Annotated in this window: 28 protein-coding genes; 9 read left to right on the forward strand and 19 right to left on the reverse strand. The window is 64.5% G+C overall.

The window, feature by feature from the left end; translation table 11 throughout:
- Positions 1 to 2 precede the first annotated feature (2 nt).
- The 9 genes from HWY37_RS32810 to HWY37_RS32850 all read left to right on the forward strand — a co-directional run bounded on the left by HWY37_RS32810 (position 3) and on the right by HWY37_RS32850 (position 8,709).
- Positions 3 to 905, forward strand: coding sequence for a LysR family transcriptional regulator (locus HWY37_RS32810; protein ID WP_175206770.1), 903 nt, complete (start codon positions 3 to 5; stop codon positions 903 to 905).
- A 188-nt stretch (positions 906 to 1,093) separates the two neighbouring features.
- The gene (locus tag HWY37_RS32815; RefSeq protein WP_175206771.1) at positions 1,094 to 2,032 is read left to right on the forward strand and encodes a hydroxymethylglutaryl-CoA lyase; all 939 of its coding nucleotides are present in this window, start codon (positions 1,094 to 1,096) and stop codon (positions 2,030 to 2,032) included.
- A gap of 9 nt (positions 2,033 to 2,041) precedes the next feature.
- Positions 2,042 to 3,010 carry an SMP-30/gluconolactonase/LRE family protein gene (locus HWY37_RS32820; RefSeq protein ID WP_176090736.1) on the forward strand — a complete coding sequence of 323 codons (969 nt, stop codon included), beginning with the start codon at positions 2,042 to 2,044 and terminating at the stop codon, positions 3,008 to 3,010.
- A 28-nt stretch (positions 3,011 to 3,038) separates the two neighbouring features.
- On the forward strand, positions 3,039 to 4,061 hold the full coding sequence (locus tag HWY37_RS32825) for a TRAP transporter substrate-binding protein (protein WP_176090737.1): 1,023 nt from the start codon (positions 3,039 to 3,041) through the stop codon (positions 4,059 to 4,061).
- A gap of 3 nt (positions 4,062 to 4,064) precedes the next feature.
- Complete coding sequence (locus HWY37_RS32830; protein WP_175206774.1) at positions 4,065 to 4,646, forward strand: TRAP transporter small permease; 582 nt, start codon at positions 4,065 to 4,067, stop codon at positions 4,644 to 4,646.
- Positions 4,643 to 5,923: a TRAP transporter large permease gene (locus HWY37_RS32835; RefSeq protein ID WP_175206775.1), complete on the forward strand. Its 1,281-nt coding sequence runs from the start codon at positions 4,643 to 4,645 to the stop codon at positions 5,921 to 5,923. Before HWY37_RS32830 ends, HWY37_RS32835 begins: the two co-directional genes overlap by 4 nt.
- A gap of 31 nt (positions 5,924 to 5,954) precedes the next feature.
- A complete protein-coding gene (locus HWY37_RS32840) occupies positions 5,955 to 7,133 on the forward strand; it encodes a CaiB/BaiF CoA transferase family protein (protein ID WP_246302469.1) in 1,179 nt (392 codons plus the stop codon).
- Positions 7,134 to 7,243: 110 nt separating this feature from the next.
- On the forward strand, positions 7,244 to 8,206 hold the full coding sequence (locus HWY37_RS32845; protein WP_176090739.1) for a Bug family tripartite tricarboxylate transporter substrate binding protein: 963 nt from the start codon (positions 7,244 to 7,246) through the stop codon (positions 8,204 to 8,206).
- A gap of 251 nt (positions 8,207 to 8,457) precedes the next feature.
- Positions 8,458 to 8,709, forward strand: coding sequence for a hypothetical protein (locus tag HWY37_RS32850; protein WP_175206778.1), 252 nt, complete (start codon positions 8,458 to 8,460; stop codon positions 8,707 to 8,709).
- A 76-nt stretch (positions 8,710 to 8,785) separates the two neighbouring features.
- Here the strand turns inward: HWY37_RS32850 and HWY37_RS34945 are convergent, their stop codons facing one another.
- The 19 genes from HWY37_RS34945 to HWY37_RS32940 all read right to left on the reverse strand — a co-directional run bounded on the left by HWY37_RS34945 (position 8,786) and on the right by HWY37_RS32940 (position 21,416).
- Complete coding sequence (locus HWY37_RS34945) at positions 8,786 to 8,944, reverse strand: hypothetical protein (protein ID WP_420872196.1); 159 nt, start codon at positions 8,942 to 8,944, stop codon at positions 8,786 to 8,788.
- Entirely contained in the window at positions 8,886 to 9,287 is a 402-nt protein-coding gene (locus tag HWY37_RS32855; protein WP_176090740.1) for a hypothetical protein, read from the reverse strand. Before HWY37_RS32855 ends, HWY37_RS34945 begins: the two co-directional genes overlap by 59 nt.
- Positions 9,284 to 9,694 (reverse strand): M15 family metallopeptidase, encoded by a 411-nt coding sequence (locus tag HWY37_RS32860; RefSeq protein WP_176090741.1) that lies wholly within the window; start codon positions 9,692 to 9,694, stop codon positions 9,284 to 9,286. The genes HWY37_RS32855 and HWY37_RS32860 overlap by 4 nt, the downstream gene beginning before the upstream one ends.
- Positions 9,691 to 9,969 carry a hypothetical protein gene (locus tag HWY37_RS32865; protein ID WP_176090742.1) on the reverse strand — a complete coding sequence of 93 codons (279 nt, stop codon included), beginning with the start codon at positions 9,967 to 9,969 and terminating at the stop codon, positions 9,691 to 9,693. The genes HWY37_RS32860 and HWY37_RS32865 overlap by 4 nt, the downstream gene beginning before the upstream one ends.
- Before the next feature lies 1 nt (position 9,970).
- The gene (locus HWY37_RS32870) at positions 9,971 to 10,279 is read right to left on the reverse strand and encodes a hypothetical protein (RefSeq protein WP_176090743.1); all 309 of its coding nucleotides are present in this window, start codon (positions 10,277 to 10,279) and stop codon (positions 9,971 to 9,973) included.
- A 65-nt stretch (positions 10,280 to 10,344) separates the two neighbouring features.
- A complete protein-coding gene (locus HWY37_RS32875) occupies positions 10,345 to 10,794 on the reverse strand; it encodes a hypothetical protein (protein ID WP_176090744.1) in 450 nt (149 codons plus the stop codon).
- Positions 10,794 to 11,939: a hypothetical protein gene (locus HWY37_RS32880; protein ID WP_176090745.1), complete on the reverse strand. Its 1,146-nt coding sequence runs from the start codon at positions 11,937 to 11,939 to the stop codon at positions 10,794 to 10,796. The genes HWY37_RS32875 and HWY37_RS32880 overlap by 1 nt, the downstream gene beginning before the upstream one ends.
- Entirely contained in the window at positions 11,926 to 12,603 is a 678-nt protein-coding gene (locus HWY37_RS32885; protein WP_176090746.1) for a DUF2612 domain-containing protein, read from the reverse strand. Before HWY37_RS32885 ends, HWY37_RS32880 begins: the two co-directional genes overlap by 14 nt.
- Positions 12,600 to 13,811, reverse strand: a complete 1,212-nt coding sequence (locus tag HWY37_RS32890; RefSeq protein WP_176090747.1) for a baseplate J/gp47 family protein — start codon at positions 13,809 to 13,811, stop codon at positions 12,600 to 12,602. The genes HWY37_RS32885 and HWY37_RS32890 overlap by 4 nt, the downstream gene beginning before the upstream one ends.
- A 7-nt stretch (positions 13,812 to 13,818) precedes the next feature.
- Positions 13,819 to 14,169 (reverse strand): contractile injection system sheath initiator, encoded by a 351-nt coding sequence (locus HWY37_RS32895; RefSeq protein ID WP_176090748.1) that lies wholly within the window; start codon positions 14,167 to 14,169, stop codon positions 13,819 to 13,821.
- Positions 14,166 to 14,897, reverse strand: coding sequence for an oxidoreductase (locus HWY37_RS32900; RefSeq protein ID WP_176090749.1), 732 nt, complete (start codon positions 14,895 to 14,897; stop codon positions 14,166 to 14,168). The genes HWY37_RS32895 and HWY37_RS32900 overlap by 4 nt, the downstream gene beginning before the upstream one ends.
- Positions 14,890 to 15,753 carry a baseplate hub protein gene (locus HWY37_RS32905; RefSeq protein WP_176090750.1) on the reverse strand — a complete coding sequence of 288 codons (864 nt, stop codon included), beginning with the start codon at positions 15,751 to 15,753 and terminating at the stop codon, positions 14,890 to 14,892. The genes HWY37_RS32900 and HWY37_RS32905 overlap by 8 nt, the downstream gene beginning before the upstream one ends.
- A complete protein-coding gene (locus tag HWY37_RS32910; protein WP_176090751.1) occupies positions 15,750 to 16,049 on the reverse strand; it encodes a phage baseplate plug family protein in 300 nt (99 codons plus the stop codon). The genes HWY37_RS32905 and HWY37_RS32910 overlap by 4 nt, the downstream gene beginning before the upstream one ends.
- Positions 16,046 to 16,498 (reverse strand): phage baseplate protein, encoded by a 453-nt coding sequence (locus tag HWY37_RS32915; protein ID WP_176090752.1) that lies wholly within the window; start codon positions 16,496 to 16,498, stop codon positions 16,046 to 16,048. Before HWY37_RS32915 ends, HWY37_RS32910 begins: the two co-directional genes overlap by 4 nt.
- A gap of 191 nt (positions 16,499 to 16,689) precedes the next feature.
- A complete protein-coding gene (locus HWY37_RS32920; RefSeq protein WP_176090753.1) occupies positions 16,690 to 18,354 on the reverse strand; it encodes a phage tail tip lysozyme in 1,665 nt (554 codons plus the stop codon).
- A gap of 168 nt (positions 18,355 to 18,522) precedes the next feature.
- Entirely contained in the window at positions 18,523 to 18,957 is a 435-nt protein-coding gene (locus HWY37_RS32925; protein ID WP_176090754.1) for a hypothetical protein, read from the reverse strand.
- A 1-nt stretch (position 18,958) separates the two neighbouring features.
- Positions 18,959 to 19,390: a phage tail fiber protein gene (locus HWY37_RS32930; protein ID WP_175206791.1), complete on the reverse strand. Its 432-nt coding sequence runs from the start codon at positions 19,388 to 19,390 to the stop codon at positions 18,959 to 18,961.
- 9 nt (positions 19,391 to 19,399) lie between these two features.
- Entirely contained in the window at positions 19,400 to 20,878 is a 1,479-nt protein-coding gene (locus HWY37_RS32935) for a DUF3383 domain-containing protein (RefSeq protein WP_175206792.1), read from the reverse strand.
- Positions 20,879 to 20,882: 4 nt separating this feature from the next.
- Complete coding sequence (locus tag HWY37_RS32940) at positions 20,883 to 21,416, reverse strand: phage neck terminator protein (RefSeq protein WP_175206793.1); 534 nt, start codon at positions 21,414 to 21,416, stop codon at positions 20,883 to 20,885.
- Positions 21,417 to 21,534: the final 118 nt, after the last annotated feature.

Consider the following 21,534-nt stretch of genomic DNA (forward strand, 5'->3'; position numbering starts at 1 on the left):
TCATGACTCCTCGTCTGGATCTCTATACCTTGCAGGTGTTCCTGGCAGTGCTGGAAGAAGGCAGCATCGCCGCCGCGGCCACGCGTGAACACATTGCGCCATCGGCGCTGTCGAAACGGCTGTCCGAACTCGAACGCGTGCTGGACGTGCCGCTGTTCCAGCGCCATGCGCGCGGCGTGGAACCCACCAGCGCCGCCCGCGCATTGGCGCGGCGCGCGCGTACCCTGCTGCACCAGACCCAGGACCTGGCCGCCGAGATCCGCGACTACTCCGCCGGGGTGCGCGGCCGCGTTCGGGTGGCCGCCAACCTGTCCTCGATCGCGCAATTCCTGCCGATGGAGCTGCGCCGCTTCCTGGCGCAACATCCCAATGTGCAGATCGACCTGGAAGAATCCGTCAGCTCCGGCGTCACGCGCGCCGTGATCGACAACGCCGCCGACATCGGCGTGTACACGCAGTCCGACGACGAAAACGGACTGGACATCTTTCCCTACCACCGCGACGTCATGGCGCTGGTGACGCCTGCGGGCCATCCGCTGTCGCGGCACAAGCAGGTGGCGTTCGCCGATACGCTGGACTATGACCACGTCGGCATGCATCGGGGCAGCGCCGCGAACTATCTGTTCACGCGCGAAGCCGCCTCCATGAACCGCTCCCTGCGGCTGCGCTTCCAGGTCACCTCCTACGACGCGCTGGTGTCCATGGTGCGCGCCGACCTCGGAATAGGCATCGTGCCCACCAAGGCCTTGTCGGCCTACGTCTGCGACGACCTCCGCATCATTCCTCTGACGGACGCCTGGGCCCGGCGACAGCTGAAATTGTGCGTGCGCAGCAATGAATCGCTGTCCGGAGCTGCCCGGCTTCTGCTGGACCATCTGATCGCGCAACCCGCAACGCAGCAATAAGGCAGCCAGGTCTGCCGGCGCGCGAAGCTTGCGGCCCCAGCCATCGCATTTCGCGATACCCCGCCGAATATTCACGATTTGTCCCGCCTGGGCCCTTCACTGAAGATAGTGGCCGACAACCCATGTCCCGGACATCGCCGCGCGAGGCCCTTGCGGGCGCAGGATCCGGGCGCCAGGAGACCGAAGCCGTGAGCCTTCCAGACCGAGTCGAAATCGTCGAAGTCGGCATGCGCGACGGACTGCAGATCGAGTCCGAGTTCGTGCCCACCGATACCAAGATCCAGATCCTGAACCAACTGATCGATGCCGGCGTGCGGCATTTCGAGGCGACATCCTTCGTCTCGCCGCGCGCCGTGCCGCAAATGCGCGATGCCCAGGAAGTCCTGGCCGGCGTGCGCAAGCGCCCGGGCGTCGTGCTGGGCGCGCTGGCGCCCAACGCCAAGGGCGTGGAACGCGCCCTGCAATCGCAAGCCGACGAGATCGTCGTATTCCTGTCCGCCACCGAAAGCCACAACACCAAGAACCTGAACCGTCCCGTCGAGCTGTCGCTGCGCGACATCGAGGACATCGCGCAACTGGTGCAGGGCCATCCCATCCGGCGCAAGGGCGCCATCGCCGTCGCGTTTGGCTGCCCCTTCGAAGGCGACGTGGACCTGGGCCGCATCCGGACCATCTTCGACCACTTCGCGCGCCAGGGCTTCGACGCCGTGACCTTGGGCGACACCACCGGCATGGCCACGCCCAAGCTGGTGCGCAACACGGTGGAAGCGCTGCGCGCCGACCATCCCGAGATCAAGATTTCGCTGCACTTCCACAACACGCGCGGCATCGGCCTGGTGAACGTAATGGAAGGCCTGCGCGCCGGCGTCACCTCGTACGAATCCTCGCTGGCCGGCCTGGGCGGCTGCCCCTTCGCGCCCGGCGCCACCGGCAACATCTGCACCGAGGACCTGGTCTACCTGCTGGACGAGATGGGCGTGGACAGCGGCATCGACCTGCGCGCCCTGATCAAGGTGGCGCAGCGGCTGGAAGGCATCATCGGCCGCGGCCTGCCCGGGCAACTGATGAAGGCCGGGCCGCGCCTGAACCTGCACAACTACGACGTCGCCGCCGGCGCCGTCGGTTGAGGAGACGGCATGGACGGCAAATCAAACCAGAATGCGCTGCTGAACCTCTCCGCCGTGCGCGAAACCGGCGTGAACCTGAACCGCCCCGAATGCGTGTTGGCCACGGCGGCCGGCGACCTCTACGTATCGGACAAGGCCGGCGGCATACGCCACATTCTGCCCAACGGCGACGCCCGTCTGATCGGCGCCCAGCCCGGCCTGATCCCCAACGGCTTCGCCCTGTTGCGCGACGGCTCCTTCGCCGTCGCCAACCTGGCCGACGACGGCGGGGTCTGGCGTGTGCGGCGCGACGGCAGCGCCGAACCCTACATCATGGAAATCGACGGCGTGCGCCTGCCCGGCGTCAACTTCGTCTGGCTGGACGAACGCGAACGCCTGTGGATCTGCGTCAGCACGGTGCGCAAGGGAGACCACCAGTTCCGCCGCGACATCGCCGACGGCTTCATCGCCGTGCACGACGAAAGCGGCACCCGCGTCGTGGCGCGGGACGTGCACTGGACCAACGAATGCCGCACCGATCCCGGCGGCACGCACCTGTACGTGAACGAGACCTTCGGCCGGCGCCTGCTGCGCTTTCGCATCGGCGCCGATGGCGGGCTTAGCGAACGCGCAGTCGTCACCGAGTTCGGCAAGGGCACCTATCCGGACGGCATGGCGGTCGACGAGGAAGGCCACATCTGGGTGGTCAGCGTGGTCTCCAACCGGGTGATACGCGTCAGCCCCAAGGGCGAACAGCAGCTGGTGCTGGAAGACGGCGACGCCGCGCATATAGACCGGCTCGAGACCGAGTACCTGGCCAACCGCCTGAGCCGTCCCATGGTCTACGACAACCACAGCAAGCGGCTGCAGAACATCACCAGCCTGGCCTTCGCCGGCCCCGCGCGCAAGACCGCCTACATGGGCTGCATCAACGGCGCCAGCCTGGCGGTGTTCGATTCGCCGGTCGCCGGGCTGAAACCCGTGCACTGGAACTGGTAGCCCGGCCCCGCATGCCGGAGGAGACATCATGAACAAGAAAATATCGCAGCATCTGACCCGCGCCTCGGCCATCCTGGCCGCGCTCTCGATCACGGCCGCCGGCGCGCTCATGCCCGCGAGCGACGCGCAGGCCCGGGACATGAAGATCGCGACCATCGCCGCGTCCAACAGCCCCTGGGACCACGCCATGCGCGCCTTCGCGGACGAGGCCGCCAAGCAGTCCGGCAACGACCTGCAGGTGCACGTCTACACGGACGGCCAGTTGGGCGACATCAGCAAGATCCTGTCCTCCATGCAGCTGGGCACCCTGGACATGGGCTACTTCGGGCTGGGCTCCGTCGTGTTCCTGCGCGGCGCGCAGCCGCTGAACATCCTGTACGCGCCCTATCTGTTCAAGAGCGGCGAACAGGCCGAGCGCATCATCAACAGCGATGAATTCGCCAAGATCTTCGACGACGTCGCCAAGAAATCCGGCGTGCGCGTGTTCGCGGCCTTCGGCATACGCTCGCCGCGCGCGCTGCAGACCGTGTCGCGCGCGATCAACAAGCCCGAAGACGTCAAGGGCCTGAAGCTGCGCATACCCGCCATTCCCATCCTCAAGTCGACCTTCGAGACGCTCGGCGCGCAGGTGGTGCCGCTGGGCATGACCGAAATCTACACCGCGCTGGGCCGCGGCATGATAGACGGCCAGGACAACGGCTTCGATCTGTCGATTCCGCTGCGCTTCCACGAAGAAGCCAAATACTGGGCCGCCACCGACCACGCCTATGAACTGACCGGCTGGTTCATCTCCGAAAAGGTCTGGCAAGGCCTGGACGCCAAGCAGCGCCAGGCGCTGACCGAGGCGGCCAAGGCCGGCGGCAAGGTAGCCACGAAACTGGACCAGGAACTGGACGACAACGCGATCAAGATCCTGAAGCAGGCCGGCGTCACCTACACCCAGCCCGACAAGGCCGCATTCAAGGCTGCGCTGGCCACCGTCTATCAGCAGTACGAGGGCAAGGATTGGCCCGCCGGCATGGTCGAACGCATCCAGAAGATGCAGGAGTAGGCCATGGGCGCGCCCCTGCCCGCGACGGCGGTCCGCTCCGCCCCCGCCGAATCCCGCTGGCGCGGCCTGGTGCTGCGCGCCGACCGCTGGCTGTGCTGGATCGGCCGGCTCGCCGTCGCTCTCACGCTGGCCATGGTGCTGGTCTTCTGCTTCGCGCAGGTCCTGGACCGCTATCTGCTGAAGACCCAGTTCGACGCCTGGGACCAGGTCGCGCGCATCGGCATGCTGTGGTGCGCCTTCGTGGGCGCCGCCATGGCGCTGCGCGAGCGCCGCAACGTGGTGATAGACCTGATCGACCGCCACCTGTCCGACCGGGTGCGGCGCGCGCGCGACCGCCTGTTCGACGCCCTGCTGCTAGTACTGGCCGCGACCCTGTTCTACAAGGGCCTGGACGTGGTCGAGGTGGGGAATTTCCAGGACATCGTCGGCACGCCCTTCACTTATGCCGTCAGCTATGCGTCGCTGACCGTGGGCATGGTGTTCTTCATGCTGTTCCTGGCCCTGCGCCTGCTGATTCCCGACGCCGCCCCGCCGCATGACGTCTTTGCCCGCGAAGAGCACGACACCCAGGGGATGCCACCATGATTCTCTTTTCCGTAGTGCTGTTCGTCGTGCTCATCCTGGTCGGCCTGGACATCGGCTTCGCGATGATCACCGCCGCCCTGGTCGGCATGCTGTTCAAGGGCGGCGGCGGCGTCGACATCGCGCAGGCTCCGCTGTCGATGCTGGGAGGCATAGACGAGACCGCGCTGGTCGCCATTCCGCTCTTCATCCTGGCGGGAGAGCTGATGAACCGCGGCGGCGTCACGCTGCGGCTGATCAACTGGTCCATGGCCATGGTGGGACACATGCGCGGCAGCCTGTCGCAGGTGTCGCTGACCACCAACCTGGTCATGGCCGGCGTCAGCGGCTCCGCCGTCGCAGACGCCAGCGCCATCGGCACCGCGATGATCCCCTCCATGAAGCGGGAAGGTTACCGGCGCGGCTATCCGGAGGCCGTCATCGCCTGCGGCGCCATGCTGGGCCCGATCCTGCCGCCCTCCATTCCGATGATCGTCTACGCGGTGCTGGCCAACCTGTCCATCATCCGCCTGTTCCTGGCGGGCATCATTCCCGGCTTCATGCTGCTGGCCGGCTACATGGCCATCTGCGCCTGGCAGGCGCGGCGGCACGGCTACAAGTCGCGCCCGCGGGCCAGCTGGCCCGAACGGGCCCAGGTCACGCGCGCGTCCATCTGGGCCCTGATGATGCCGGTCCTGATCATCGTCGGCATACGCTTTGGACTGCTGACCGACACTGAAGCCGCCGCCTTTGTCGCCATGTATGCCCTGCTCGTGGGCCTGGCCGTGTATCGCGAACTGAAGCCGGGCGAGCTGGGCGCGGTCTTCTACGCCGCCGGGCGGACCATGGCGGTCGTCCTGTTCCTGCTGGCCGCGGCCGGCCCGTTCAGCTGGCTGATCAGCGAATCGCGCATCGCCGCCACGATCGCCAAGGGTATCTTGGGCGTTTCCGACCAGCCCTGGATCGTGCTGCTCACGGTCAACGTATTCCTGATCCTGGTGGGCAAGATCCTGGAGCCGCTGCCCGCCATGATCATCACGCTGCCGGCGCTGCTGCCCATCGGGGCCCAGCTGGGCATGGATCCCATCCAGTACGCCATGATCCTGATCCTGAACCTGATGACGGGCATGCTGACCCCGCCTGTCGGCATCCTGCTGTTCGTCACGTCCGCCGTGGGCCGCACCCCGATAGGCCCCATCGTGCGCGAGATCATTCCCTTCTTCATCTGGTCGCTGATCGTGCTCGCGCTGATCTGCGCCTTTCCTGCGCTGACCTTGTGGCTGCCGGGGCTGGGCCGCTGACCAATTCCAGACAACCAAACAGATGCACACCATGCCACTTACCGGAATCCGCGTCCTGGACCTGACCCGCATCATTTCGGGCCCGTACTGCACCTCCATCCTGGCCGACATGGGCGCCGAGGTCATCAAGATCGAAGCGCCCGGCGAAGGCGACCCGATACGCCGGCAGGGCGTGGTCAGGGACGGCCTGAGCTGGTACTTCGCGAACTACAACCGCAACAAGCGCTCCGTGACCCTGGACCTGTACAGCGCGGAGGGCAAGGAGATCCTGCGCCAGCTGATACCGCGTTGCGACGTCGTGATCGAGAACTACCGGCCCGGCATCATGGAGAAGATGGGTTTCGGCGACGAGGCCCTGAAAGCGCTGCGCCCCGACATCATCCACTGCAGCATCAATGGCTTTGGCGCTTCCGGCCCCTATCGCGACCGGCCCGCCTTCGACTTCATCGCCCAGGCCATGAGCGGTTTCATGAGCCTGAACGGCGGCGAGGACGATCCTCCGATGCGCGCCGGCCCGCCCATCAGCGACCTGGCCGCCGGCCTGAACGGCGCGCTGGGCGTGGTGGCCGCGCTGCTGCGCCGCGAACGCACCGGCCGCGGCGACTCCATCAGCGTCAGCCTGCTGTCCAGCATGATCGGGCTGCTCAGCTTCCAGGCGTCGAACTACTTCGCCAGCGGCGAACTGCCGCCGCGCACCGGCAACGACCACGGCATCGTCGCGCCCTACGGCCTGTTCGAGACCGCCGACGGCCAAGTCGCGATCGCGCCGTCCAACGACGCCATGTACGAGAAACTGCTGGACGCGCTGGAACTGCCGGAACTGCGGGCGCATCCGGAATTCCAGGCCAACGCCGACCGCATGCTGAACCGCGCCTCGATCAAGGCCGCCATCGAGGCCCGCACCCGCCAGCAAGACAGCCATTACTGGATCGAGCGGCTGAACCAGTACGGCGTGCCTTGCGGCCAGGTGTTGAACCTGCAGGAAGTCTTCGACGACCCGCAGGTGGCGGACCAGGAAATGGCCATCGACGTGCCGCATCCCGACGGACAGCAGGTGCGCATGCTGGGCTTTCCGATCAAGTTCGCCGAAGCGCCCTGCCAGGCCCGCAGCCCCGCGCCGGCGCTGGGCGCGGACACCGACGCGGTCCTGGAGGAGCTGGGCCTGTCCGGCGCCCGGATCCGGGAACTGCGCGAGAAAGGAACCGTCTAGCCTGTACTACCCTTAACCGATTCAGCAGTACGCGTCAGCAGCATCCCCGCAGCACCCGACGTCTGGCGATCACGACCGGACGCGTCCACCAAGGAATGGAGACCACAACCATGCTACGTGCCCTAATGTTCTCGGCCTGCGCGCTCGCCGCCTGCGCCCCCGCCGCCGCCCAGCAGTATCCCAACCAGCCCATCCGCGTCATCGTGCCGTTCACGCCGGGCGGCGGCACCGACTTCCTGTCGCGCACCGTCGCCGCCAAGCTGTCCGACTCGGTCAAATGGAACGTCGTCGCCGAGAACCGACCCGGCGCCGGCGGCACCATAGGCATCACCACCGCCGCGCGCGCCAAGCCCGACGGCTACGAGATCGTCATGGGCCAGGTCGACAACCTGGCCGTGGCCCCGTCGCTCTACGCCAAGCTGGCCTACGACCCGGTCAAGGACTTCGAGCCCATCGGCATCGTCGGCGAAGCCCCGCTGGTGATCGTTGCGGGCAAGAACGGCCCCTACAAATCCCTCAAGGACCTGATCGCCGCCGCCAAGAAGGCGCCAGGCACCATCAACTACGGTTCGCCTGGCGCCGGCACCATCACCCACCTGGCCGCCGAACTGCTGCAGCTGCAAGCCGGCATCAAGCTCGTGCACGTGCCCTACAAGGGCTCCGGTCCCGCCATGGCCGACCTGCTCGGCGGTCAGGTGCCGGTCATCTTCACCTCCATTCCCTCGGCCGCGCCGCAGATCAAGGCCGGCAGCGCCATCCCGCTGGCCGTGACTTCGCTCAAGCGCAGCCCGGCCATGCCGGACGTGCCCACCATCGCGGAATCCGGCTATCCCGACTTCGACGTGCGCGTCTGGTACGGGCTGCTCGCGCCCGCGCAAACGCCCAAGCCCATCATCCAGACGCTAAACACGGAGCTGAACAAGATCCTGGCGCAGAAGGACGTGCAGGATGCGCTGGCCGCGCAAGGCGCGACCGCCATGCCCACCACGCCCGCGCAGTTCGCGCAGACGATAGACGCGGACTACAAGAAGTGGCGCTCCGTGATCCAGTCCGCCAACGTCAAGCTGGAATAGGCTTCCGCCCGCCGTTCGCGGCGGCTTCCCCTGTACCTCAAATGAGCGCCGGATTTCAACACCCCGGCGGCTCCGATAACGGCCTAGATCATATGCATGCATCGCATCATGCGTATGAATGACGCTCCCCAGGGAACGCCCCGCAAACCCCTGCGCAAGAGGTTGCAACGGCATTGACAGCAACAAACCCAGTCGAGACGATGACCTCGGCGCCACAGCTTTCGACGTGGCGCCACCGAAGGAGGTTCATCATGTCAATCTCATGCAGGCGATTGGAGGATGTGATTGCAGTCTCGGCGGCAGGAGTCCAGTACCGGATCGAACGCCATCTCGTTCATCCCCACGCGACGGACGAAAACCCCGAGCCTGGCATGGTGCTGGAATGCCGCCTGTCCACCGGCGGCACGGTGATCTGGGAGGGCAAGGATGTATACCGGCTCAAGTCAGGTGAAATTCTCCGGCCAGTGAACCGGCGCAAGAAGAAGAACTTTCTGGAAAGGTAGGAATGAAAAGCCCGTCAGCGCAAGCTGCGGGCTTTTGATTTTTTCCTTCTACGCGAAGTGACTCCGAGAGCGTGGACTAGGATTTATCCCACGCACTCACCAGCGCACGCTGCCGCGCCGCGCACTCCCCATACAGCATCGCCAGGACGATATAGCTGCGCGCCAGATCGTCCCAGCTATCGCTCGTCACCTGCGGCACCGGCGGGCATGGCTGCGCCAGGTTGACCGGCAGGATTGGCCAGACGGCCGGCTTCGCTGATGTGCCGCAGCCGCTCAGCGTCAATGCGGCAGCCAGCAGGCAGAGGATTCTGAACTTCGACACGGCTGTACCTCTCGATGGTCTTGGGCCTGGCGTCGCGCAACGCGGCCATGGCGCTTTCCAGGGTTTCCGAGATGCCGCTGATCCGGATGGCCTGAGCCTTAAATTCGACGAGTTCGGCCAATGTGTGGTCGGTGTTCGCCTTTTCGACACCGGCCTGGTACTGGCTAGCGCCATACCAGCGCACGCCTAGGCCAGCAACGGCCAGCACCGCCGCGCCAATCAGATATGGCCACGCGGCGCGCAGCAGTGTATTCATGACCGCCCCTTCCAATCCCTCGGAATCTGGAAGTGCGGCCCGTCCTTGAATGACTTCCAGTCTCCGCCCCACTCCATCGGGACGTCTAACTCCGCGGCGCTGGCCTTAACCACTGCGGCCAAGTCGGCGAACGCCTGCCAGTCGTTCCAGGGGATAGCACCGCCCACCAGCGGCGCCAAGTCGACGGCGTGACCAAGCCCCCCCGCCTGTGGCAAGTGGTAGCTGGCCATGGTCTTGCTACTTCCTCGGGCTACGTACTCGCGCTGCTGCTCGACAGTGCGCACGCCCTCTACGACAGTGAAGTCGACAGCCGTTCGCTGGATCGCCAGCTTCACGACGGCGACCAGATCGGGATGCACACCGATCAGCCGAGTCAGACTGCGCTGCGAAAGTTGAAAATTGCTCATGGCGTCAGACCTCCAATGTGCTTGCGCGTCACCGCGACGACGTAGAAGGCAGCCGATGCAGCAAGAGTGGCATCGCCTGCGCTGGCCCCGCCTGCGACGAAAATGCGGCAGGCTGCACCGGTCACCGTGAGAAAGGCGGCAGACAGGCCGATCCGCTCCAGCGTCGTGTCCTTGATTCCTCGTGAGAACACCGCCAGCGATGCGCCGCCCGCCACCACCAACCAGCAAATGAACGCCTGAACCGTCCACAGAGTTAAATAGATGGTTCTGTCCATGTCATGCCCCTTTACCGCGCACGCGGTCGATGAGCGCCTGCCAAAGCGCTGCGATCGGTGCGGCCTGGACCGCTTCCCAGGCACGCGACACGATGGCCATGCCAAACATGCCGGTCAGGAAGCCCGCCAATCCTTCCGGAATTCCCAGCAGCATGGAGAGGTACGGCGATGCGTAGTAGGCCACCAACGAGCCGCTGGCCGCCATACTCAGACGCGCAGGCCACGAGCCTCGCAGGTACCGTATGGACACCACGGCGCCAAGGATGCCGGCAAACTTTGCCGCGAAGGCGTCGAAATCTTGGATGTTCAATCGCGTCCCCTTGAGACGAAAAAGCCGCCCGAAGGCGGCTTGTTGGTCGTTGGCGATTGGCCTGACTAGGCCTCGATCGACGCGGCCGCGACAAACAGCGCATCGACGTACTGCGCGTCCCAACCAAACGATTCGGCCATCGTGGCAACGGTCGGGCTTGCGCGCCGGAACTCCTGCGCCTCCTCCCAGGCCATTTTCATGAGCGGATCAATACCTGGACCCTGCATCGCCATGGTCACATCATCGAGCACCCCGGCCTGCAAAAGCGCCGCGCGCGCCTGAAAACGAGAGACGACCTCCGGGACAGGGGGGGCCGCCGGGGAAGGCTTGCTGAATCCCTCGCCGTCATACACGTCACCGATCGCAATCCCCGTGAACGACGTCACCTCGATCATCTTCGCTGCAAAATCAGGATGGAATCGGTCCTCTATGCTGACTTCATTTCCATCGACGTCGACGAATGGGTCGATAAGCTCCGCCGCCACCCCACTAACCACATATACGTAGTACTTCATCACTCGTACTCCCAGACAATAACAGCGCCGTTGAAGCCCCTGCCGCCGTTCGTGGCGGCCTGATTCTGTCCAGTGGCACAACCACTTCCACCAGCACCGTATGTAAGGCCCGCGTTTCCTGGCTGGTTTCCTGCAGAAGTTTGTCCGCCGCCGCCACCCAGATGTGATGCGCCGCCAGCGCCACCGTTTAAGGAGGTCCCATTGCTAAGGGCAAAGCTCGAGTGCGCCTGACCGCCTAGTGCGTTCAGAACATTACCTCCGCCACTCCCTCCTCCTGACCCGCCGCCAGTCACGATTGGTGCAGGCCCAGTAGTTGGTCCACCTGGGCCACCACTGCCGCCCGAAGCGGAAAGCAGGGAGCCGAAGGAACTTAAGCCACCAGGGTTCCCTGAGGCTCCTCCGCCTGCTACTGGGGCGCCGCCTTGGCCAACCGTAATGACCACGCCATTGAACCCACTGGTGAGCCACGAGGAGCAATAGCCACCACCACCACCGCCGCCTGCTACGGCTGACTGGCCCAACGGGGTTGCGAGAGTCGACCCGCCACTACCGCCACCGCCTTGCACCTCGACAAACACCGCCTGGGTACCCGAGCTTGCGGAGTACAGTTCGGAGCCAATAGTGTCATAGACGCGAACGCGTTTGAGCCGGCCCGGACGGCCCCGGAGAAACGCATTCAGGCCTGCAGGGGTGACCGCCCTCGTATCGTTGGTCGCGTCATTTGCATCAATCAACGTTGCAATGCCAGCCGGCATTGCAATCCATCCCTCCCCACCAGCATCCGGGTTAGATGTGTTGTTTTCCGCAAGGTTCAGCCAATAGCCCCTTCCGACCGATTGCTTCAGCATCGCGCCCTGCGGATACCCGCCGATGGCTGCGCTAAAGGCAGCGTCGTAGGGATAGGCGCCTCCGGCCTGCTGCCACCGCGCGGCGGCGCTGAGAAAGTTGAGGATGCCATTGAAATCGGCACCATAAGGCGGCACGCCGCCTGCCGCCAACGGCGTCATGGTCAGCGGCGGAAATCCATCCACGAAAGAGGCTGCGCCCGGCGTGACGCCAATTTGTGACGCCACCGGAATGGCGTTCTTTGTGCCGCTCTCCGCAAACGGGACGGCCGATTTGATAGGTGCATTACTGGTTTGCATTGATAAGCCCCGAAGAGGTAAAGAAGACGCCCGAGCCAAACGGCTGCATCAGCGCCTCGTTGAATCCGAAGGTGGTGGAAAGATTGACCTGCAGGATGTGCGCCTGGACCGCCGCCGGCTTGGGTATCGCGCGCGATTGAGTCAGGATGGCGATTTCATGCGGCGCCAGCGCAAACTCGAATACGTAGCGGAATTCCATCTTCCCCGTGTCCGACACGTAGCAACGCCCGCGGCCCGCGAACAGGTTCGACAGCAGCCGGTTCAAACTGGGGGAAGTGCAGTCCGAGATATTGGCCAGCGCCTTGACCAGGATCAGCGTGCGATACGCATCGTCTGCTAGCCGGTACGTCTGCGTAGCCTGCTCGCCCGTGTAGAACGGCGCCTGATTGAAGGGCTGCCAGTCCAGCGCCTCGTCGTACCCCAGATACGTGACGTCTCCCGGAATGGTCAGCATCCGGCCGACGTCGACGATCCTGCCCCAGATGTCCAGCCCGAAACCCTGCGCGGTCTCGACGTTCCAGACGAAGTCGTAAAACGCGTCGAAATCGACGTCCGGGTTGATGTAGTCGTCCATGTTGTTGATCAACTGGACGAGCGTGGGGCTGTTGGCGTACTGGCTGATGAGGGTCCGGGCCGCCAGCCCCGGCTTGGGTGCCGCGCTCATGTCAATGTCACCGAGATATCGGCCGGCGTGACCGTGGGCCGGCGGTTGATCGGAACGGTCAGGCTGACGGCCGATGGCGTCGCGGAACCCAGCAGCAGGGACAGGATGGAGACGGCGGGACTCAGGGCGGAAATGGCGGCGTAGAACCGGCTCGCATAAATGGTCGATCCGATGCGCGCGCGCTGCCCGCCGTCCACGCCATTGAAGGCGTTCACGATCGCCTGCCGGGTCAAGGCGACGATGTCCGAAGGCAGGGCCGGGTTGTCCGCCAACTGCACCGCGAAACGCACCGGCAACGCCGCGGGCGTTTCCCACGTCACGACGTAGGACGGATAGGGATAGGAGTACCCCTCCTTGTCCTCGATCTTGTACGAGGTGTTGCCGTTGTAGTCGGCGCCGTTGCTCTTCTTGCGCCAGATGGCATCCGCGATGTCCGCGGCCTCGCCGCCGGCCACCGCGACCCAGATGGAATGCGGACGCAGGACCACGCCGCCGACCGTCTGCGGCACGGCGAGATTGTTCTCCGTCACGTAGGCGTCGATGACGCCTTCCACATTCGCCACATTGGCGTAGATCGCGGGCAAGGAACCGCGGGCGTTCAGCGCCACCGACTGCCGCCGGCGCTCTTCGAATTCGGCCCTGCTTTCCACGTCGCTGCCCGCCGTTCCGGCGTCGGCATTCAGCACCGAATCCCAACCGGGGATGGCCTGGTAGATCTGGTTCAACGCGCCGGGCGCGCACTCCACCGGTCCGTCAACGGCGCAGGCAAATGGCAGATCTATGCGTCCGCTGGCGGGAATCGTGCCCGCCTCGGTGCAGAGATACAGGTTTCCATCCACCGCCTGGGCCCGCGCGCCCACGGGAATTCTTACCCCGGCCAGGCCGGTGCAGGTGGCGATGACAGCGGTGGGCGTACCAGGCTTGCGGTCCAGGAAGTAGATGCGCCCGATGGCGTCCTGCATCCGCCCCTGTGCGTAGGCCGGATCGACCTGGTTCACGTAGGCCGCGAACTCGTTGTTCTTGTTGCCGATGATGGCGGTGGTGCTGGAGGCCAGCTGGCCCTGTGGAGTTTCCAGGGCGGGATTCAAGCCGCCGCCGAAAGCGGCGTCCATGTCCGACTGGACGCCGGCCAGGATGGCGGATTCTTTGGGCAGCACCAGCCCTTCCGGCGTGAATTGCACGCGCGGCACTTGCGAGATATTCGGCATGGTTTCCTCAGAAGCTGACGGTTTGCGTCGTTCCGTCTTGCAGGGTGATTTCGACATAGCCCGCCAGGGCCCTATCGGTGCAGGAAGTCAGGGTGCAGAGCGCGCCCGCCACCTGCGGGACGGTCATCGCCGCCCGTTGGACGTGCTCCCGCACCAGGGCCAGCGGCGGCTGATGGCCCAACAGCTCTTCCCAATACGGAACGCCCGGGGCGGTGTTGTAGAACAGCTCGCCCTTGAATAGCTTGATGGCGCTAGCCACGTCCTGCGCGACGGCATAAGGGTCGGATGCCATCGCGATATTGCCGGCCGCGTCGAGCACCAGGTCCCACGCGGTCCGGTCCAGCAGTAGTGTGTTCAATTGGGCGCTCCTGTGTTGGCCGGCCCGCTCTGCACGCCGGAATGGGTATGCGTGCTGCCCACGTCCTTGCCGTTGTTGCGCAGCGTGCCCAGCGTGTTCATATCGCCCTGCCAGGTCGACGTGCCGCCGAAGGATCCGCCGCCCTGTTGCACCGTGCCGTTCAGCACGATCCGAGGCGAGTTCAACGCGCATTGCCCGCTGGCATTCAATTCAATATCGGGCGCCGTGACCGTCACCTTGGAGGGAGACACCACGTTGATGCCGCCTGCGGTGAACTGCACGTACTGCACAGGCGCCGCGTTCAGCAGGCCGCCGAAGTACAGCCCGTCCGCCATATCGTGCGAACGCCAGGACCCGGGATTGTTTTGCGCCTTGGAGGCCTTCACCAGGGAGATATCCCGATTCGCGAACGCCGCCATGCCGATATCCCCGACCTTCGGGTCCAGGATAATGGCGTCCGTTCCGCCCTGAAGGCGGAAATAGGGCAGACGATGCAGCACCCCGTGCGGCACGGCGTTGCCGGCCCCATCGAGCTGGTTGACCAGCGGCTGCACGTCGACGAAGCCCACGGGCGACAGCCCGCCTGAATTCGTCACCGACACCACCTTGACTAGCGTTGCCGTGCTGATCCGGAGCAGGGCCTGGCTGATGAGGAACTGCAGTGCCCCGAACTCGCTGTCGCCCTGGCCGGCTTGCGCCAGTCCTGGGTATCCGTATTGTTCAGCCATTGAGCTTCCTTTCGCACTTGACCTGCGACAGCCAGGAACCGCCGGGGACCTCTGCTTCCAGATGATGTGACAAGCCCGTAATTGTCCACTCGCCATTCGCGACCTCGATCGCGCTCGTCACCAGCACCTTCTTTCCCACCGAGAAATCCGGGTTGTAGAGACTTCTGAGCGAAATTCCGCTGCCTGTGAACGCCGGGTAGCCGATGAGCCCCGTCTGCGGCGAAATGGCGATCGGATCGCCCTTCCTGGAACCACCGGGGGGCCAGATGGCCAGCGTGCCGCGGTCTATCGTGTAATTGATGCGCGCGGCCTGGGCGCAGTTGCGCATCTGATCCATGTCGGTCCCAGACAGATACGGGTTGGCAAGGACGGTATCCTCCCCGTTTTTTTCGCAGGCATAGCCCATCGATTCCGCAATTTCGCTCGCGATCTCATGGACTCCCGTGGGGCCCGGATATGACTTGGCAGGCACGGGCTTCAGTTCTTTGGAGCCAGCGACTTGCGCCATGACATTGAGCATGCCCTCGGGAGCTTTTTCATAATCAGCCCATGCCGTATCGATATCCCCCTCATAAACCACCCGAGGGACACCGAAATCATCCATAGCACTGACGCTGACCAGGTTCTTCCCCCGGCGCTCTTTGGACTTGAGCCCAATCGCCGTCAGCTTGTTCATCATTTCCTGATTCAACCCGTAGATCAGCAGTTTCACCCGACTGCTTTCGCCTGCGACGTGGGCAGGAATGTTCACTGAAACGCGGTAGCCGCTGAGCGTAATGTCCGGCCCCTTCTCGTCGCCGAGCTTCCCCTGCCCCAGGCTGATGGTCACGTCTATCCGGCGCTTGACTAGGCTCATAGTTCCAGCGGCTCCATGTAGGCCAGGACGAAACGCGATCCGAGTCCCTGGTACTGCGGATCGGCATGCCCCTGGGTATCGACAAACGCCAGATCGCCAACAAAGCCCAGATAGTCGGAACGCACCAGCCGCACCCGGTCATGGCACAGCACCGTCGTCACTATCGGCGCATTGTCGAGCTGAAGATCCAGATAAACCCCGGTCGACTTCTGGTAGACGGAGATCTGGCAGTTCTGGCCCGACAGCACGACACTGAGCGTTTGCGCCGGCGCGGGCTTTAGCGGAATCCTCTTCATTGGACAGGCTCCAGTTCTCCGACCATGTTCTGGTCCCGCCGGGGATAGGCATCGATCTCGAACGCCTGCACCTGGCCGTTGCTCTGCTCATCCGCGCCGCTGGGCTCGCGCGTGGCCAAGGACCGCAAGACCGCTGTCTCCCGCACTTCACGCAGCGTCAGGTCCACCAGCAGCAGGTTGGACCCATTCCGGTCGCCGCGGCTGTACTCGTACTTCACCAGATTGGCCGAGGGATAGACGATCTCAGGCGTCGCGACGGCGTACAGCTCCGTACTGCCCACGATCCGCTTCAGCGCGGACAACATGACGTCGCGCGAAGCCTGGTCGCCGGCGTGCGCCAGCTTGATGGTCGCTTCGTAGGGCGTATCAACCTTGTTGAAGGAAGAGAAGCCGCCCTGCTCCACGGGAAAGCTGGATATCTGGCTGCCCTGATTGAATTTGATGCTCACGAAGGTCTCAAAGACCAGGACCTGCCTCCCGTCCTTGCCGTACACCCCCCAACGCGGAGGTCCGAACATTTGATCGGTCAGCGCCGCAAGTCCGAAGCCGGTCAGTTGAGGAATGGAAGGGATGGTCGTCTGGCGAAAAACCGCGGGTACGCCCTGGCTCCTCGGAACATCGGGAAAAGGAATGAATGGCATCAGAAGATCCCCGTATTGCCTTGCTGGACGAGATTCTGGCTACGGCCCGCCTGCCCCAGGCTACTCGCGATTCCCGGGCCGTCCGTTGCCTGGGTCATGATCGTGATGGGGCCGTGGATATGGGTCTCGGACGTGTTGTTGGTAGTCGTCGTGCTGCTGGAGATGCCGGCAGCGCTGGCCTGCGCTGCCGCGGCCGTCGTAGCCGCAGCCGCGGCGCCTCGATCCTGGTCGTCGAAGAAAAGCGTCCCGTGGATTGCCCCGGCGGCAGCAGCGAGCTTGCGCTCTTCGCTTGATCCGGGTCCCTCGGACTTGTTAAGCCCAAAGTGGCGGTACACGGCCGCGCTGGCCTGGGCCGGGGTCGTGGCGGCGGCCAGATGTACTCCTGCCCTGCGCCTGGTGTTCTGCAACTCCCAGGCGACGAAATCCAGCTGCTGTTCAACCGTGGACTCGCGCATGTCCATGCCATATACGCGCTTGAAGTCAGCCTGGCGCCGCGGATTCCATAGTCCGATGCCGATGGAAGCGCCATCAGCGCCCACGGCCCTGGGATCCAGGTTGCTTTGGGCCTGCAGGTTGGCTGCCAGTCCCACTGCTGCATCCCGGGTGTAGCCCTTCGACTCGAAGTACCTGACCGCATGGATGACCTCCTTGCTCTTCAGCTCGGGATTTCTCATCGCGGCCAGGGTTTCTTCCTCGCCCCCATTCAAGCCCTTGCTACCGAACAACAGCGCGGCGCCGGCCGCGACAGGTCCTGCCGCTCTCAACGCCACTGGACCCAGGCCTCTCAACGCAGCCAGCCCACGCGCCGCGCCGGCGCCGCCGAGAGTTCCGAGAGCCTTAGCCACGGTCCCCAATGCAGAAGCCAGGTCCAGCAGAGAACTCACCCAGGACAGAATCTTGAGCGCCCCCAGCGCGAGCAGGACGTTCTGCCACCCGCCCACCGACTGAGCGGCCGAATCCACCACATCAACGAACTTCACGATGGCCTGCACCGCTCCGTCGACCCACTGGACAATCTCGTCGCGGTTCTCGAGCAGATAATCGCCCCAGCCCTGGGCGAGCGAGAGAAGCCGCTCGAACGCCGGCGTGAGCGCCAGCAGCACCTTGACGCCCACCGATTCAAAGGTATCGCGCAGGTCCAGGTAGCGGTCGCGCAGCTGCGAGGCAGCCTGCGCATCGTTCATGGAGATGGCAGCGCGTTTCTCCTGAATCTGAAGCAGCCGTTCGACTTCGTCAGGCCCGCGCTTGAGCAGATCGAACGAGCCCTCGCTGATGCCCATGTCCTGGGCCGCCACCGCGGCCTGGGCCCTGTCCTTCTGGTAAAGATCGGCAATGATCCGCGACCTGGCCAGAAGGTAGGTGTTGCCGTCCTTGAGATCGCCGACATTGCCGCCGTTGTCAAAGAACCCGGGTAGCGAACTCGCGGCGGAGCCGCGGTTGAATCTGGCTACCTCGCCGGAGGATTCCCTCAATTGGGCCGAAATGGCTTCGGCAGTTCCGCCCGCCCGCTCGGCCGCCTTCTGCCACGCGGACAGCCGCTCGGTGCTCATATCCAGATTCTGGGCCATTTGGGCCAGACTGACCGCGCCGGAGAAGCTGTCCGCCGCGAAACGCTTCGGATCGAAACCCGCAGTGACGAGCAAGGCATCGATGATGGTGGCCATGCAATTACCTCGGTTCAGCTAGGACGCGCCTGTTGTGTGCGTCCACCGCAATCACCTCAAGCAGGTTGTACAGGTCTTCGGCGCCGTAGACCGTCTGCAGGTCGTGCAGCAGGCCCGGATGCCGGGAAATCACCACGCCAACATTCCGGGGAATATTGGCGTAGCGGATCAGGCGCGCGCCGCCGCTGTGGACTTGGAGCCCGAAATCGATGGGGCGGCGGCGGTAAAAAAATCCAGGTGCAGGCCCAGGATTTTCTTGCGCAGCGTGAACAGGGTCGCCACCTCCTCGATGTCGCCGGACATGAGCTCGCGCGTCACATTCGGGCTGGGCTGGATCTGCACGCAATCCATCATCTTGTCCAGCAACGGCTTGGCGCTGTCGAAAGGCAGATTGGCGATGGCCTTCATCCCCATGGCCGCCACGCCGGCCAGCCCTGCCTCGGCGATGTTGTCCGGGATCTCCACTCCGGCGTTCATCAGCGAAAACAGCGCGCGGCCGGCCCATTCCTCGGCGTCGTAGGCGGAAAGCTCCGTCAGGATGAACACCTTGCCTTTGTCGCGCCCTTCGGCGCCGATGGTCAGGCTTATCTGCTTTCTGGCCATGTCACACCAACGCCGGCGAGACGTTCTGCCAGGTGATCTGGAACGTCATGGGTTGGAGCATCGCCTTGGCGTCCGGCGCCGGCGGGATCTGCGTCAGCACGCCGCGGGTCAACGTGTACTTGCGGTCGATCGACGGGATGCTGAGACTGCCGTTCGCGTAGAACACTTCCCGGGCCGTTTCGCTGGCCGCCATCCAGATCTCGAAGACGCGCATGGACGGAGAGTCGGGCTGGATCATGATGGTCTGGACGCGAGGCACCGGCACATAGCTGGCCGACATGCGGCCGTCCACGCCCATGGTCACCTGCGCGGGCTTGGCTGCATCGAAGGTGAAAGCGCCTTCGGAGGCGTAGCCCTCGATCTTCTGCGGCACCGGAAAAACGCCGCCAACCGCGATCATCAGAACGGAGTTGGCACTGGTCAAAGTCGCCATGTTGAATCCTTAAAGAATGGCCAGAGAGGCCAGGGTGATCTTCTGGACGGAACCGCCGTCCATGTACCAGAACGTCATGGGCGGCGTGCCGCGGGCTTCTCGCACCTGCGGGGTCGCGTCTTTGATCTGCAGATACCAGCCGCGGGTCTGGAGCGTGTCGGAGATGTCCACGCCAGCCTGGCTGTTGACATGGGCCTTCTGCTGGCTCGACAGCGTCACGCCCGCACGGATGGCGCCGAAGTTGAGCGCGGCGTTGATGGGATCCAGGCAGGCGGCGTCGATCAGCGTGTAGCCGTCGGCGTTATAGGGAACCGAATTCACCTGGGTCAGCAGCGTCATCAGCGCCTGCTGGAACGCGGCATTCAGCCAGATCTGGTTGACGTAGGTGTCGACCCACTTCCAGTTGCCGCTGAGCTGGCCCGGGTAGAGGAAGCGGAAGCGGTCGTTGCTGGTGGCATAGTCGCCGTAGAAGTTGTAGCCGTTGTCGATCAGCGTCTGCGCGGTCGTGGCGTCGGTCACCGAGAACGCAAGGCCGGACTGGCTCTTGAACGCCAAGGTCGCGCGGCCGTTGGTGCGTTCGAAGTCGAGCGATGCGACCGCGCCCAGTACGAAGGCGGCGTGCTGCACATCCTTGTAGACCGGCACCGAGCCCGAGTACTCGTTGGCGCCGACGATGGCGGCCCAATTGGACGTGTTGCCCTGCTGCGTGGCGGTGACATCGGTATCCCAGCCGACGTAGGCATACCGGTCGCCCTGGGCGTTCGTCCAGGCCGAGAACGCCACCTTGCCGGTGGTATCGGGTTCGAACGTCGTCATGAACGCCGCCCAGTTCTGGGTCAGGTCGGTGATGCGGCCCATGTACTCCGCCGGCACGCCCGCCGCCGCGCCTTGCGACAGCACCGCGGCGGTGGCTTGCGTCAGCTTCAGGCCCGACGCGATGGTGCCGCTGCCATAGGAGATCGTGCTGGCCGCGCCATCGGTGGCCGAGGTGATCACGAAGGCGGCGCGCTGCGCGTCATAGGCGCAGGTCGCGCCCCAGGCGGTGAACGCGGCCTCGATGATCGTGGCGGCGTTGGAAAAGCTGGTCGCCGTCGACAGATCGATGCTGGCGGAAGTCTTGGCGGAGCCGTCGACGCTCACCGTCAGGACGCCGGACAGCGCCTGCAGCTGGGTCAGCGTCACCGCTTCCATGGCGCCGCCGCGCAGATAGGCGGAGACCGCTGCGGCCGGATACTGGGCGTACAACAGATTGCCCGGCTTGCGGGTCGAGTTGTCGAAGCCGTTGAAGTAGACCGCGGCCAGGGCGGCCTCGGTCGAGGTCGGACCGAAGAAGCGCTGCACGTCGCGCGCGGTCGCGAAGCTCTGGACGGCGCCGATGGGAACGGCAGTGTCGTGGGTCAGGATCAGGCCGTTCAAGTCGAGCGCTGATCCGCCGGCTGCGATCACGCCAGGCACGACCTGGACGATTTCACTGGCGGGAATGGACATGGAATTAAGCTCCCGTAGGATAGGTGGTGTCGACCTCGATGAGGCCAACGTGGAGTTGGTCCGCAAACTGCTGCGGCACGGTGATGGATGGGTTGAACTGCAGGACGGCGTCGAATGACCACCGTTCGAAGGACTGGCTCTCTCCGCTCTCGATGGGCAACTGCTTCAGTTCGCCCGCGTACAGCGGCTGGACCCGCCCCAGGTTCCCTAGAAACTCGCATCCGTATGGGCTGCGCAGGGCGATGGACAGCGTCAGCGCCAGATCCAGCGCCCTTGCTCCATAGCCCTCCACGCGCGCAGACCATTGCGTAGCCTGGGTCATGGTCCGCTTCCCCGCGGCAGGCGACGGATCGGCATAGGCCATGACTGGCACGGAGAGCCCCAGCGCCGCCATCGGCGTAATGACGATGCACTCGCGCAAGGGAACAGGAACCTGATTGGGCAGGCCGCGGACCACTTCGCAATCGACCAAGGTCTTGAAGAATGCGGCGAGGTCCTCTACCAGCTGGCTTTCGGTAATGCTTATCTGAGCGCTCATGGAGTGGGATTCATGCCGAAGAGGAAAACAAGGCAAGGCGCCAAATGAAAAAAGCCCCGGCGCTCGGCCGGGGCTTCATTTGCTTGGGGCGCAATGCCCCGGACCCATTGTGACCGAT

The organism is Achromobacter anxifer (genome assembly GCF_903652925.1).
Taxonomy (GTDB): Bacteria; Pseudomonadota; Gammaproteobacteria; order Burkholderiales; family Burkholderiaceae_B; genus Achromobacter; species Achromobacter anxifer.

What these genes read in the sequence shown, in the direction of transcription:
- HWY37_RS32875 (WP_176090744.1), bottom strand. Translation starts at nt 10,794, where the DNA reads ATGAAGTACTACGTATATGTGGTTAGTGGGGTGGCGGCGGAGCTTATC.
- HWY37_RS32865 (WP_176090742.1), bottom strand. Translation starts at nt 9,969, where the DNA reads ATGGACAGAACCATCTATTTAACTCTGTGGACGGTTCAGGCGTTCATT.
- HWY37_RS32935 (WP_175206792.1), bottom strand. Translation starts at nt 20,878, where the DNA reads ATGTCCATTCCCGCCAGTGAAATCGTCCAGGTCGTGCCTGGCGTGATC.
- HWY37_RS32940 (WP_175206793.1), bottom strand. Translation starts at nt 21,416, where the DNA reads ATGAGCGCTCAGATAAGCATTACCGAAAGCCAGCTGGTAGAGGACCTC.
- HWY37_RS32930 (WP_175206791.1), bottom strand. Translation starts at nt 19,390, where the DNA reads ATGGCGACTTTGACCAGTGCCAACTCCGTTCTGATGATCGCGGTTGGC.
- HWY37_RS32900 (WP_176090749.1), bottom strand. Translation starts at nt 14,897, where the DNA reads ATGGCTGAACAATACGGATACCCAGGACTGGCGCAAGCCGGCCAGGGC.
- HWY37_RS32820 (WP_176090736.1), top strand. Translation starts at nt 2,042, where the DNA reads ATGGACGGCAAATCAAACCAGAATGCGCTGCTGAACCTCTCCGCCGTG.
- HWY37_RS32860 (WP_176090741.1), bottom strand. Translation starts at nt 9,694, where the DNA reads ATGAGCAATTTTCAACTTTCGCAGCGCAGTCTGACTCGGCTGATCGGT.
- HWY37_RS32920 (WP_176090753.1), bottom strand. Translation starts at nt 18,354, where the DNA reads ATGGCCACCATCATCGATGCCTTGCTCGTCACTGCGGGTTTCGATCCG.
- HWY37_RS32850 (WP_175206778.1), top strand. Translation starts at nt 8,458, where the DNA reads ATGTCAATCTCATGCAGGCGATTGGAGGATGTGATTGCAGTCTCGGCG.
- HWY37_RS32925 (WP_176090754.1), bottom strand. Translation starts at nt 18,957, where the DNA reads ATGGCCAGAAAGCAGATAAGCCTGACCATCGGCGCCGAAGGGCGCGAC.
- HWY37_RS32905 (WP_176090750.1), bottom strand. Translation starts at nt 15,753, where the DNA reads ATGAGCCTAGTCAAGCGCCGGATAGACGTGACCATCAGCCTGGGGCAG.
- HWY37_RS32835 (WP_175206775.1), top strand. Translation starts at nt 4,643, where the DNA reads ATGATTCTCTTTTCCGTAGTGCTGTTCGTCGTGCTCATCCTGGTCGGC.
- HWY37_RS32880 (WP_176090745.1), bottom strand. Translation starts at nt 11,939, where the DNA reads ATGCAAACCAGTAATGCACCTATCAAATCGGCCGTCCCGTTTGCGGAG.
- HWY37_RS32855 (WP_176090740.1), bottom strand. Translation starts at nt 9,287, where the DNA reads ATGAATACACTGCTGCGCGCCGCGTGGCCATATCTGATTGGCGCGGCG.
- HWY37_RS32910 (WP_176090751.1), bottom strand. Translation starts at nt 16,049, where the DNA reads ATGAAGAGGATTCCGCTAAAGCCCGCGCCGGCGCAAACGCTCAGTGTC.
- HWY37_RS32830 (WP_175206774.1), top strand. Translation starts at nt 4,065, where the DNA reads ATGGGCGCGCCCCTGCCCGCGACGGCGGTCCGCTCCGCCCCCGCCGAA.
- HWY37_RS32810 (WP_175206770.1), top strand. Translation starts at nt 3, where the DNA reads ATGACTCCTCGTCTGGATCTCTATACCTTGCAGGTGTTCCTGGCAGTG.
- HWY37_RS32890 (WP_176090747.1), bottom strand. Translation starts at nt 13,811, where the DNA reads ATGCCGAATATCTCGCAAGTGCCGCGCGTGCAATTCACGCCGGAAGGG.
- HWY37_RS32840 (WP_246302469.1), top strand. Translation starts at nt 5,955, where the DNA reads ATGCCACTTACCGGAATCCGCGTCCTGGACCTGACCCGCATCATTTCG.
- HWY37_RS32885 (WP_176090746.1), bottom strand. Translation starts at nt 12,603, where the DNA reads ATGAGCGCGGCACCCAAGCCGGGGCTGGCGGCCCGGACCCTCATCAGC.
- HWY37_RS32825 (WP_176090737.1), top strand. Translation starts at nt 3,039, where the DNA reads ATGAACAAGAAAATATCGCAGCATCTGACCCGCGCCTCGGCCATCCTG.
- HWY37_RS32845 (WP_176090739.1), top strand. Translation starts at nt 7,244, where the DNA reads ATGCTACGTGCCCTAATGTTCTCGGCCTGCGCGCTCGCCGCCTGCGCC.